The following is a 13,420-nucleotide window of genomic DNA, read 5'->3' as shown; positions in this document are numbered from 1 at the left end:
GGTCGAAGCCGACGTCGAAAGCGAAGCGACGTTGCTGTTGGTGGTCGACAAGCCGGTCGACGTGGAGGTCGACAGAGACGCGACGGAGCTGTTCGCCGAGCTGATGCCCGACGAAGCAGAAGTGGACAGCGAGGTCAGCGAGCTATTGGTGCTGCTGAGACCGCTGGACAGCGAGGCGACGTTGCTGTTGGTGGTGCTGAGGCCGGTGGACAGCGAGCCGATGCCCGTGGAAGTCGACGTGGACAGCGAGGCAGCATTGCTGTTGGTGGTGCTCAGGCCAGTCGACAACGAGCCGATGCCGGTCGACGTCGAAGTCGAGAGCGAAGCGATCGAGCTATTGGCCGAGCTGAGGCCGGTCGAAGCCGACGTCGAAAGCGATGCGACATTGCTGTTGGTGGTCGACAGCCCGGTGGAAAGCGAGTTGACGCCGCTTTGCGCGGTGCTGATGCCCGACGAAGCGGAAGTGGACAGCGAGGTCAGCGAGCTATTCGTCGTGCTCAGGCCGGTCGACAACGAGCCGATGCCGGTCGACGTGGAGGTCGAGAGCGAAGCGATCGAGCTATTCGCGGAGCTGAGGCCGGTCGAAGCCGACGTCGAAAGCGATGCGACATTGCTGTTGGTGGTCGACAGCCCGGTGGAAAGCGAGTTGACGCCGCTCTGCGCGGTGCTGATGCCCGACGAAGCGGAAGTGGACAGCGAGGTCAGCGAGCTATTAGTGCTGCTCAGGCCGCTGGACAGCGAGGCAACGTTGCTATTGGTCGTCGAGAGTCCCGTCGACAGCGAGCCGATGCCGGTCGACGTCGAAGTCGAAAGCGACGCGATCGAGCTGTTGGCCGACGAAAGCCCGCTCGACGCGGAAGTCGACAACGAAGTCAGGCTGCTATTTGTAGACGACAGCCCGGACGACAGCGAGGCGACGTTGCTGTTGGTGGTGCTCAGCCCGCTCGAAAGCGAAGTGATCGAGCTATTGGCCGACGACAAGCCCGTCGACGTCGAAGTCGACAACGAAGCGACGCTGCTGTTCGTCGACGACAGCCCCGTCGACAGCGACGAGATCGAGCTGTTGAACGTCGACATGCTGCTCGACAGCGAGCTGATGCCCGTCGAGGCCGACGTCGACAGCGAATAGAGCTGGCTGCCGTTGATCGCCTGCGAGCTCGTCGCCGTGACGGCGCCCGCCGCGACGCCCGACAGCAGCACGCCGCCCGTCGGGCCCGCGCCCGCGACGTTGCTCATCGTCAGCGTGTTGCCGTTCGTGCCGCCCGTGCGGAAGTAGATGTTGCCGGTGCTGCCGTTCAGGACGACTTGCGTGTCGTCGGCCGACAGGCCGATCCAGTCGGTCGTCGAGCCGGGCGTGACGCCGCCCGCCCACGACCCGATGCCGGTCGTGCAGGGCGACGTCAGCGAGGCGCTCGCGCCGTAGCCGGTATACGTCGGAAGAACGCCGTTGTTGTAGTTCGCGCACATCACCGAGTTCGATTGCGCGAATGCGGCGGGCGATGCGACGAGGCTCAGGCCGAATGCCGCCAGCGCCGCGACGGAGATGCCGCGCAGCCGCGTCCAGATCGGGCGGGCGGAGGCGGTCGCGACGGCGGTCGCGCCGCCGCGACGCCCGTTCGTGTGCTCCGATACCGCAACCCAGCTCCGCGTGGTCTCGCACCAGATGGTTTTGTAGATCTTGTTCATCTCCGCCCTTTTTGCAATCGAACCGACTAAGAAAGTGACCGCACTTTGTTCCGTCTGAAGATCTCGGTCGGTCGACTGGGCGCCGGAGTTTTTCGGCCGCTTTTAAACACGCTTCGATCATCGAACTGTTGTTTGCAGCCGCGATTCTATTTATGTGTTGGTTAGCGGACTGACAAGAACTGTAAAAAGGAATTGAATTTATTGTTAATAATCGTCAATCCGTCTTTTTAATTTGATCGGCCAGTTCGATTCGATTCGCCGGGATTCGTTGAATAAACGTATGACGATTCCGGGGTGAATGGCTCTGGCCTTGATGCGCGGGGCTTAGGGGGGGAAGTGAGAGGCGGCTGCGGATTTTGTCCGGGTTGTAAATTATTTAAATGAAATCGCCGGGCGGCAATCGTCATTTCATTTCAATTTGCTTTCTGATTTATAAATATTGGTTTTCGTTTACGGGTGGCTGGTGGTAATGAATTTTAATATTCGATGCTGGATTTAGAGTTGAGATTCTATTTGGTTTGGGCGCGCGAGGCATTTGTCCGATTTTTAACGGGAAATCCCGAATTGCGTTTTGCCGCCGTGCGCCGGCATCGCGACTGCCGCGCGCGGCGATCTTGCTGCGCGTCTGGTATTTCCCGATAGTGCCGGCACGCGCGGCGCGATGGCGACGAAGCGCGCGACGGTGCCCGCCGCGCGACCGCCGGACGCATGCGACGGCTTTCCGGACAACGGGGCGCCCGGCGAAAGGCGGGCGCACGGCATCGTTCTACGGCGACCGGGCGCGGATCGCGGTTTCGTCGGAACGCGTGCGCGCGCCACCGCGTGCGTCACGGCAAGCGGCGCGAGGGCTGCGCGAGCATCGATGCGCTTGCCGCCCGACCGCCCGACTGTCCGACCGCCCGCCCGACTGTCCGACTGTCCGACTGTCCGACCGCGCCGACCGACTGACCGACTGACCGCGCGTGCCGGCCGCGCTACGCATTCGTCCCGCGCGATGCATTGCGCTTTCGCCGCGACGCGCGGCACGAGCGCGGCTGTCCGTCCGCGGCCGCCAGCGCGGCCAGATCGTCGCGCACCCGGTCGAGCGCCGCCGTCCAATCGCGATACCGGGTTTGCCGATATAGCCGGATCGAGCGATACCACGGGCTGTCGTCGCGATCGATCGACCAGACCCAGTGCGGATTCACGTCGAGCAGCAGCCAGGTCGGCCGCCCGAGCGCGCCCGCGAGGTGCGCAACCGACGTGCAGACGGTCACGACGAGATCCAGATTCGCCAGATAGGCGGCCGTATCGTCGAAGGTCGGCAACCCGGCCGTGTGATCGATTACGTCGAGCCCCGCCGCGCGCATCGTTTCGACGTCGCGCGCGCCGTCGACCTGAAGGCTGTGGAACGCGACGCCGGCGATGTCGCGCCATGCGCGCGCGCAAGCGCTCGGATCGAGCGCGCGCAGCGGGTTGCGCTGGTGCGTCCGGCTGCCGCTCCAGACGAGCCCGACGCGCAGCCGGCCGTCGGCGGGCAGCCGCGCCGCCCATCGCGCGGCGCGCGCCCGATCCGCGAACAGGTAGCCGTGCGCCGACGGAATCGTGTCGGGCCGCACGCCGAGCACGAGCGGCGCGCTGCCGACGGGCAGATGGCGGTCGAACGCCGGCAGCCGGCGCGCGTCGTGCGGCGCGATGCGCATCGGCGCGCCGGCGAAGCTGCGCGCGAGGAGCGTCTCGAGGCCGGCGAAGCATGCGAAGACGACGCGGCCGCCCGCGCGTGCGGCCCGCTCGGCGACGACCGGCGCGAAGCGCGCGAACTGCAGCGCGTCGCCGAATCCCTGCTCGCCCCATAGCATCAATGTCTTGCCCGCAAGCGGCTCGCCCTGCCATTGCAGCTCGGCAGACGGGCGCGGACGATCGCCGAGCTCGCGCGCGCCGCGCCAGCGCGCCTCGTGATTGAGCCAGCCGTTCGCGTAGTCGCCGTGCAGCAATTGCAGCATCGCGAGCGACCATTGCATGACCGGATCGTCGGGCGCGCCTCGGTGCGCCTGCGTCGCCGCGGCGAGCGCGTCCGGCCAGCGCTGCCATTCCTTCAGCGCATTCGCGCGCGCGAGTTGCGCAATTGAGTAGCCCGGGCCGAGCGCGCACGCACGCTCGGCCGCGATCAGCGCGCGGGCCGGCTCGTGCAGCGCGAGCCACGCGTTCGAGCAGTTGCACCATGCCATCTGACTGTCCGGGTCCGCGCGGATCGCGGCTTCGGCCTGCGCGAGCGCATCCCGATGCTTGCCGGTCTGATAACGGAGGGCGGCGAGATTGTTGCGCAGCATCGGGGGCGCGGGATCGAGCGCGTCCGCGCGGCCGTACGCGTCGGCCGCAGCCGCGTATTCGCCCGCGTAGTGATGCGTGAGGCCGAGCAGGAACCACGACCGCGCGTCGGCGGGCGCGCGCTCGCACAGCGCCTGCGCGACCGTGCGGGCGAGCGCGTGTCGGCGAAGCTCGTGCAGCAGCGCGATCCATTCGGGCAGCCCGCTCGTCGCGGCCGGATCGGCGCGATGCGCGGCGTCGAACGCGAGCTGCGCGCGCTCGGGCTGCCCGGCGAGCCGAGCGAGGCGCGCGCGTTCGAGCCACGCGGCCACGCAAGGCGGCGTCGCGGCGAGCGCCGGTTCCAGCGCGATGGCCGCTTCGTCGAAGCGGCCGAGCAGGCGCAGCCAGTGCGCGCGGCATGCGATCGCATCGGCGCAGGCTGGGGCGGCCGCGCGCCACGCGCCGATCGCGTCGGCGGCGGCGATCAGTTCGCCGCGCTGCAATTGCGCTTGGATGTCGGCGAAACGGTTCGGGTCGGCGGGCATGACGTTCGCTCGAAAGGCCGGCGCGGCTCGATTCGCCGCCGATTACGGCGATGGTCGAGGGCCGCGGGCGGCTCAAGGTCCGAACGATATCCGATTTTGGGGCGGCTCGAAGGCGCCGCCGGGCCGGGCGAAAGCCGGCCGCGAGGCGCGCATCGCCCGACGGGCGATGCAAGGATGCGTTCGCGCATCGATCGGCGCGCGCGGCGAGGTCGTCGACCGGGGTGCGGTCGTGCGCGGCGTCGCGCCGCGCGGATCGCGCCGGCTTATTGATCCGCCGGCGGCATGACGTTCGGCGTCGACGCGCAGTCGAACGTGAGGCTCGACGGCTTGCCGCGCCGATCGTCGCCGTGGAAGTCGGCGTCGCGCTCGAGCGTTTGCACGGCGCGCTCGCCGCATACGCGCGCGGCGACCTTCGTGCACGTTTCGAATTTCCCGAACGCGCCGCCGCATGCGACGCGGTAGGCGAGCGGATGGCCGGGCAGGCTCGCCTGCGTCACCGAGTAGGTCGGCCCGCTCGACGCGCTGCATCCCGCGAGCGCGGCGAGCGTCAATCCCATCCATGCGATGTGCTTCATCATCGTGTTTCTCCTGGCTGATGCGCAAACGAAGCGCGGCCGGGCGCGTTCGTCGTTCCGGCCGGGCGCGCCCGATGCCGGGCCGCGGCCGGGGCGGCGTGCGCCGGCCGCGATGCCGGGCGCCGTCCGTTGCCCGTTGCCGCGCCGGCCCGTCGTTACTTCCACTGATAGAGCATGCCCGCGCCGATCACCTTCTGATTGCCGCTGAAGCCGCCGTTCACCGACGCCTTCAGGTTCTCGGTGATCCGCGCCTGCATGCCAACCGCCATCGCCTTCTGGCCGAGGAACGACGCGGTGCCGATCCCCATCGCGAAGTTCGAGTCGCGATCCATGTGCGGAATCGACGCCATCGCCGCGACCGCCGCGATGCCCTGGCGGGCCATCGAGTCGGTCTGCTGCAGTTGCTGTTGCGTCTGGTTCAGTTGCGCGCCCAGATTGTTGATCTGCGTCTGCTGCGTGGACAGCGATTGCGTCAGCGTCGTCGACACCGCATTGAGCTGATTGACGTTGACCGCGTCGGTGCCCTCCGTGCCGGCGGCGACGTTCGTGACCTGACGCTGCTGCGTGTCGCTGCCGACCGACACGACGTTCGAGCGGCCACCGTCGGTCGAGCCCGCGCCGATCGCGACCGAGTTCGAGCCGGCCGTGACGGACGGCGTCGTCGCCTTCGGCGAGCTCATGTCGGCGGCGATGCCCGTGCTCGCGGGCAGCGACCGGATCACGTTGTCCGTGATCGACGTCGACAGCGACGTGAGCTGCGTGTTGATGTTGGTCACGCTCGTCGACAGCGACGCGACGTTGCTGTTGGTCGACGACAGGCCCGTGGACAGCGAGCCGATGCCGGTCGAGGCCGACGTGGAGAGCGACGCGAGGTTGCTGTTGGTCGACGACAGGCCCGTGGACAGCGAGCTGATGCCGGTCGAGGCCGACGTGGAGAGCGACGCGAGGTTGCTGTTGGTCGACGACAAGCCCGTGGACAGCGAGCCGATCGCGGTCGAGGTCGACGTGGAGAGCGACGCGAGATTGCTGTTCGTCGCGTTCAGGCCGGTCGACAGCGACGCGACGTTGCTGTTGGTCGCATAGAGCTGGCTGCCGTTGACGGCGTCGGTGCTGGTCGCGGAGATGCGGCCGGCGGCGACGTTCGTGACCTGACGCTCGGCGCCCGGCGCCCCCACGCTGAACACGCCGACCGGTGCGCTTCCGGCGAAGCCGCCGAACGTGAGGCCGCCGACGGTCGCGGACGCGACGGGCACGGCCGCCGACGTCGTCGCGCCGTTGCCGATCGCGACCGAGTTGTCGATGTTCGCGACGGCGTTCGGTCCGATGGCGACGCTGTTCGCGCCCGTCGCGACGCTGTCCGGATCGGTCGAGTTCGCGTGGAAGTACTTGATGCCGTTCGCGTTGATGCTGTCGATCGCTGCGCCGACGCTGCTGTTCGTCGTGGTCGTGCCGTTGGCGTTGTACGTCGTGTACGACGGCGCGGAGATCGTGCCCGTTGCCGGATCGTACGTCGCGCCGCCGCCGAGCGCGGCCGCGGTGCTGCTGCCGAGGTTGGTCGTGTTCGACGTGATCGAGCTGATGCTCGTCGACAGCGAGCCGATGCCGGTCGAGGTCGACGTGGACAGCGACGTGAGGCTGCTGTTGGTCGACGAGAGGCCGGTGGACAGCGAACCGATGCCGGTCGAGGCGGAGGTCGACAGCGAGGCGATCGAGCTGGTGGCCGAGCTCAGGCCCGTGGAGGTCGACGTGGAGAGCGACGTGAGGCTGCTGTTGGTCGACGAGAGGCCGGTGGACAGCGAACCGATGCCGGTCGAGGCGGAGGTCGACAGCGAGGCGATCGAGCTGGTGGCCGAGCTCAGGCCCGTGGAGGTCGACGTGGAGAGCGACGCGAGGCTGCTGTTGGTCGACGAGAGGCCGGTGGACAGTGAACCGATGCCGGTCGAGGTCGACGTCGACAGCGAGGCGACCGTGCTGTTCGTGCTGCTGAGGCCCGTCGACAGCGAACCGATGCCGCTTTGCGCCGAGCTGAGGCCCGACGACGTCGAGGTCGACAGCGACGCGAGCGAGCTGGTGGTGCTGCTCAGGCCGGTCGACAGCGACGCGACGTTGCTGTTCGTGGTCGACAAGCCGGTGGACAGCGAATCGATGCCGCTCTGTGCGGTACTGATGCCGGACGACGTGGAAGTCGACAGCGAGGCGGTGGAGCTGTTCGCCGAGCTCAGGCCGGTCGATGTCGACGTGGAGAGCGAAGCGACGGTGCTGTCGGTGGTCGAGAGGCCGGTGGACAACGAGCCGATGCCGGTCGACGTGGAGGTCGACAGCGAGGCGATCGAGCTGGTGGCCGAGCTCAAGCCGGTCGACGTCGACGTGGAGAGCGACGCGACGGTGCTGTCGGTGGTCGAGAGACCGGTGGACAGCGAGCCGATGCCGGTCGACGTGGAAGTCGACAGCGAGGCGATCGAGCTATTCGCGGAGCTCAAGCCGGTCGACGTCGACGTGGAGAGCGAAGTGACGGTGCTGTCGGTGGTCGAGAGGCCGGTGGACAGCGAGCCGATACCCGTCGACGTGGAGGTCGACAGCGAAGCGATCGAGCTGTTCGCGGAGCTGAGGCCCGTCGAGGTCGACGTGGAGAGCGAAGTGACGGTGCTATCGGTGGTCGACAGGCCGGTGGACAGCGAGCCGATACCGGTCGACGTGGAGGTCGAGAGCGAAGCGATCGAGCTATTCGCGGAGCTCAAGCCGGTCGACGTCGACGTGGAGAGCGAAGTGACGGTGCTGTCGGTGGTCGAGAGGCCGGTGGACAGCGAGCCGATACCCGTCGACGTGGAGGTCGACAGCGAAGCGATCGAGCTGTTCGCGGAGCTGAGGCCCGTCGAGGTCGACGTGGAGAGCGAAGTGACGGTGCTGTCGGTGGTCGACAGGCCGGTGGACAGCGAGCCGATACCGGTCGACGTGGAGGTCGAGAGCGAAGCGATCGAGCTATTCGCGGAGCTCAAGCCGGTCGACGTCGACGTGGAGAGCGAAGCGACGGTGCTGTCGGTGGTCGAGAGACCGGTGGACAACGAGCCGATACCGGTCGACGTGGAGGTCGACAGCGAGGCGATCGAGCTGTTCGCGGAGCTCAAGCCCGTCGAGGTCGAGGTGGAGAGCGAAGCGACGTTGCTGTCGGTGGTCGAGAGGCCGGTGGACAGCGAACCGATGCCGGTCGACGTGGAGGTCGACAGCGAAGCGATCGAGCTATTCGCGGAGCTCAAGCCGGTCGACGTCGACGTGGAGAGCGACGCGACGGTGCTATCGGTGGTCGACAGACCGGTGGACAGCGAGCCGATACCGGTCGACGTGGAGGTCGACAGCGAAGCGATCGAGCTATTCGCGGAGCTCAGGCCCGTCGACGTCGAAGTCGAGAGCGAAGCGACGTTGCTGTCGGTCGTCGACAACCCCGTCGACAGCGACGCGATCGAGCTCGAAGCCGAATCGAGTTTCGATGCGACGGCGTAGAGCTGGCTGCCGTTGATCGCATCGGTGCTGGTCGCCGTGACCTGGCCGGCGGCGACGTTCGTGATCTGGCGCTCCGCGCCCGGTGCGCCGACGCTCACGACGCCCACCGGCGCGCTGCCGGCGAACGTGCCGAGCGTGGTCGAGCCGACCGTCGCGCTGCTGGTGGGGGTGGCCGCGGCCGTCACCGAATTCGCGCCGAGCGCGACCGAGTTCGCCGTGGCGGCCGTCGCGCCCGTGCCGATCGCGACGGCGTCGGCGCCTGTCGCGACGCTGTCCGGCCCCGTCGAGTTCGCGTGAAAATACTTGATGCCGTTCGCGTTGATGCTGTCGATCGCCGAACCGACGCTGTTGTTCGTCGTGGTCGTGCCGTTGGCGTTGTACGTCGTGTACGACGGCGCGGAGATCGTGCCCGTCGCCGAGTTGTAAGTCGCGCCGCCGCCGAGCGCGGCCGCGGTGCTGTTGCCGAGATTGTTGGTCGTGGTCGTGACCGTCGACAGGCCCGTCGACAGCGAACCGATGCCGGTCGACGTGGAGGTCGACAGCGAGGTCAGCGAGCTGTTGGTGGTGCTCAGGCCGCTGGACAGCGAAGCGACGTTGCTGTTCGTCGTGCTCAGGCCAGTCGACAACGAGCCGATGCCCGTGGAAGTCGACGTGGACAGTGAGGCGACCGTGCTGTTGGTGGTCGACAGTCCGGTGGAAAGGGAGTTGACGCCGCTTTGCGCGGTGCTGATGCCCGACGAGGCGGAAGTCGACAGCGAGGTCAGCGAGCTATTGGTGGTGCTGAGGCCCGTTGACAACGAGCCGATGCCGGTCGACGTGGAGGTCGACAGCGAAGCGACGGAGCTGTTCGCCGAGCTGATACCCGACGAAGCGGAAGTGGACAGCGAGGTCAGTGAGCTGTTGGTGGTGCTGAGGCCGCTGGACAGCGACGCGACGTTGCTGTTCGTCGTGCTCAGGCCAGTCGACAACGAGCCGATGCCGGTCGAAGCCGAGGTCGAAAGCGAAGCGACAGTGCTGTTGGTGGTCGACAGCCCGGTGGAAAGCGAGTTGACGCCGCTTTGCGCGGTGCTGATGCCCGACGAGGCGGAAGTCGACAGCGAGGTCAGCGAGCTGTTCGTGGTGCTGAGGCCGGTGGACAGCGAGCCGATGCCGGTCGACGTGGAGGTCGACAGCGAAGCGATCGAGCTATTGGCCGAGCTGAGGCCGGTCGAAGTCGACGTCGAAAGCGAAGCGACATTGCTGTTGGTGGTCGACAAGCCGGTCGACGCAGAGGTCGAGAGCGAAGCGACGGAGCTATTCGCCGAGCTGATGCCCGACGAGGCGGAAGTGGACAGCGAGGTCAGCGAGCTGTTCGTCGTGCTCAGGCCCGTCGACAACGAGCCAATGCCGGTCGAAGCCGACGTCGAAAGCGAAGCAACATTGCTGTTGGTGGTCGACAAGCCGGTTGACGCAGAGGTCGAAAGCGAAGCGACGGAGCTATTCGCCGAGCTGATGCCCGACGAAGCGGAAGTCGACAGCGAGGTCAGCGAGCTGTTCGTGCTGCTGAGCCCCGTCGACAACGAGCCGATGCCCGTCGACGCCGACGTCGACAGGCTTGCGATGCTGCTCGCCGTCGTGCTCATGCCGGTGCTCAGCTGCGAAACCGTCACCGCGTCCTGCGGCGCGGAGCCGTCGGCGACGTTCGTGATGCGGCGAAGGGCGGTCGCGCTGCCGACCGATACTTCGGACAGCGGCGCCGCGGTACCCGTCAGGTAGCCGGTGCCGGTCGGCGCCGACGCGCCGGTCACGCTGCCCGCGCCGATCGCGACGCTGTTCGTGTACGCGGCCGAGCTGTTGTTGCCGATCGCGACCGAGCCGGTGCCGGCCGCTGTTGCGCCGGTGCCCGCCGCGACCGAGTTGTCGCCCGTCGCGACCGCCTGCGTGCCGAGCGCCGACGCCGCGGAGCCGCTCGCGAGCGCGCCGTTGCCGAGCGCCGATGCGTTGGTATTGGTGGCCGAGGCCAGATTGCCGATGGCGAGCGCCGGGTTCGAGGTGGTGTTGGTCGCGAGCGCGCCGTTACCGATCGCGATGCCGTTGATCGTTGACACCGTCGAGCTCGTGCCCATCGCGATGCCGCCCGTCGCCGCCGCCGTCGTGTTCGCTGACCGGCCGATCGCGATCGAGTTGTTGCCGAGCGCGGCCGACCCGCCCGTGCCGCTGCCGTTGCCGCCGCCGATCGCGATCGCGCTCGTGCCGGACGCCGTCGCGTCGTTGCCGACCGCGGTCGCGCCCGTGTTGAGCGCCTTCGAGCCCGAGCCGATGCCGATCGCGCTGTTGCCCGTCGCGGTCGACGCCTGGCCGAAAGCCTGAGAGTAGTTGCCCGAGGCTGTCGCGTTCGCGCCGATCGCGATCGCGGTCGAACCCGATGCGGTCGTGGTGCTGCCGGCGCCGCCGCCGATCGCGATCGCCTGAGCGCCCGTCGCGCAAACCGACAGGCTGCAGCTGGTCGTCGATACACCGCCGACCGCGTATTGCGCTTGCGCGGCGTCGATGCCGCCGCCCGCGACCAGCACGGCGGCGACGATCGCTTTCGCGACGGCCGACTTGTTCGGCTTGCCTCGGGCGGACGAGATTTCCGAAGCGGCGACCCACGCGCCAAGCGCTTCATTCCAGATTGAGCGATACGAGCGATTCATACGAAAGTAGCCTCCGAGGGCTGGCGCAACACGGCAGAGTGATTCGTCTGACCAGGGAGTCCGTGCTCGCGCTATTTGAGTTTGGTGGCCGGAGTCTATTTGATCGGCGTATTTACAACTTAAAAGGATTGCAAAGTTAGGTTTGAAAATAGTTAAAGAACGTTTGATGCGCGTGCGCCTTGGGTGGTCGGTTTGCGTCGATTGAAAAAGTAATACGAATGTGTATGGCGCTTGGGGCGATGCTCGCCTTGTCCAGATGGGGCAAGGGATGCCCGGGATCGATGGTTCGAAATGCGCTGCCGGGGGCGAGCGTAAAGATACGGCGGTCTCGCGCAAAACGTTTGCGCCTGACATTTGTCTTTCTATTTGTAATGATGTTTTAAATATGTCTTTGGGGTCGGCGTTTTGAATCTGGTTAATTGATTAATTAAATTGTCTATTCTGGAAATCATTGTTGATTTAATTCGGCCTCGTATCCCGATATTCAATGAAGTTCGTTTGTCCGTTGGTGCGCCGGATCGTGCGCTGTCACGTCGGGCGGGCGTCTGCGGGGTGTAGGGGGCGAGGCGATCAATTGCTCGTCTTGTGCACAAATTGTCCGAGAAATGTCGGCGATGCTTCCAAGTCTCTTGCTCACAATTACGCGTCGCCGGTGTAATTGCCGGGCATCGTTACCTGTCTGATACGCTTTGTCACAATGCTTTCGTATTGCTTGTGCACCCGCGGATTGTCGAGCAGCTAGCGATAGATGCGAAAAACGGCTCGTAATCGAGCAAGAACGTGGACGAATGCCGAACGCTTGCGCGCAACGCTGCGACGCCGCCTGCCGCTTCCGGTGCGGTATTTTTTGCCGAGCGTGACGTGGGGCGCGGCGGTTTTTAATCGTGTGATCAGGCGTTCGTAATGTATCGTTTTCGCGACGATCGACCGTGGCGTGCGCGGCATTCGCTCGCACGCTCGGCGGCGGACGACAGGTGCGCGGCGCACGCCGACGAAGCCGGAGTAACGGAAAGCGCAGGCGCGCGAACGCCGATCGATCGGCGTGCTCCGTCGACGGGGCATGGCAGGGCGGCGTCGCGCTCGCCCATGGCGCTGCGAGCCGCGTGGCGACGCCGCCCGCAAACGAGGGCTATTTCTTGATGAAGCGCAGCGCGAGGCGCGCGAGCCGCGGCACGATCATCGGCCGCAGCAGCCGCTTGTCGTAGCCCGCCATGCGCCGTTCGTTCTCGGCGAGACACAGCGCGATCAACTCGCGCGGGTTCAGCGCGTCGCCGACCGTCGTCGCCGTGTTGGCCGGAAAGTTCGCGTCCCGCGCGACGCCGTCGGCGTCGATGCCGCGCGCAATGCCGATGCGTTCCCAGATCAGGAGCGCCCACACCGCCGCGACTCGCGCGAAGAGCCACGGCCTGCGCCACCACGGCATGTTGCGCCCGTACCATGCGAACCAGTTCACGAAGAACAGGATGTGCCGGCCTTCTTCCTGAATCACCGGCTCGAACGTCTCGACGAGCGCTTCCGGAAAATAGCCCGAGCGCTGCGCGGAGCGGAACAGCCCGAACGCGAAGAAGCTGTCGATGCACTCGCTGAAGCCCGTGACCATCCACGCCCATTCGGCGTCCTTCGGCGCCGGATACGCGGGCTCGGGCGCAAGCCGGATGCCGTACGCCTCGACGAGCTTCGACAGCACGGCCTTGTGGCGCGCTTCCTCGGCCGCGTCCATGTCGAGCGCCTGGCGCAGCAGCGGATCGCGCACGGTCGACGCGAACGTCGCGACGCGAATCGACGCGCGACCTTCGGTCTGCACGGCGATGTCCCAGATGGGCAGCGACGTCAGGCGCTGAAGTTCTTCGGGGCTGAGGGGCGGCCAGCCGATGACGGCCGGCTTGTACGGGTTGTGGGTATCGAGCAGCATCCGGCAGAACATCTGCTTGTGCGTGTCGGAACCGATCTGCACCGGGCCGCGACTCTCATGGACCCAGTTGCGCATAGCGTGATCCGCCGCCGCTTGCTCTTGTCGCAGCGTGTCAGACATGGCCTGATTGGTATCGTGATTTCGGGAGCTGACGATTCTTACATAGCTCGACGAATCACGTATTTTGGCGGCCGGCCCCGCAAGCGCCGAGGGCGCGGGCGGGCACGCCGGCCGGGGCCCGCG

4 protein-coding genes and 2 pseudogenes are annotated in these 13,420 nt (G+C 66.7%); all 6 read right to left on the bottom strand.

Annotated elements, in window-relative coordinates; genetic code table 11:
* Positions 1-1,686, bottom strand: a 1,686-nt coding sequence (locus tag WS91_RS35985) for an ESPR domain-containing protein (RefSeq protein WP_197422247.1), incomplete at its 3' end; no start/stop codon positions are given.
* 974 nt (positions 1,687-2,660) lie between these two features.
* Complete coding sequence (locus tag WS91_RS17350; RefSeq protein ID WP_156432387.1) at positions 2,661-4,517, bottom strand: tetratricopeptide repeat protein; 1,857 nt, start codon at positions 4,515-4,517, stop codon at positions 2,661-2,663.
* 263 nt (positions 4,518-4,780) lie between these two features.
* Entirely contained in the window at positions 4,781-5,092 is a 312-nt protein-coding gene (locus WS91_RS17345) for a hypothetical protein (RefSeq protein WP_052144998.1), read from the bottom strand.
* A gap of 155 nt (positions 5,093-5,247) precedes the next feature.
* Positions 5,248-10,920: pseudogene (locus WS91_RS35980) on the bottom strand (YadA-like family protein); the annotation flags it as partial.
* Between the two features lie 36 nt (positions 10,921-10,956).
* Positions 10,957-11,265, bottom strand: a pseudogene (locus WS91_RS38195) (ESPR domain-containing protein); the annotation flags it as partial.
* A gap of 1,129 nt (positions 11,266-12,394) precedes the next feature.
* Positions 12,395-13,297: a hypothetical protein gene (locus WS91_RS17315; RefSeq protein WP_059670680.1), complete on the bottom strand. Its 903-nt coding sequence runs from the start codon at positions 13,295-13,297 to the stop codon at positions 12,395-12,397.
* Between the last annotated feature and the right edge of the window lie 123 nt (positions 13,298-13,420).

This window comes from Burkholderia sp. MSMB1498 (assembly GCF_001526245.1).
GTDB lineage: Bacteria > Pseudomonadota > Gammaproteobacteria > Burkholderiales > Burkholderiaceae > Burkholderia > Burkholderia savannae.
This window is presented reverse-complemented; position numbering and strand designations above follow the sequence as displayed.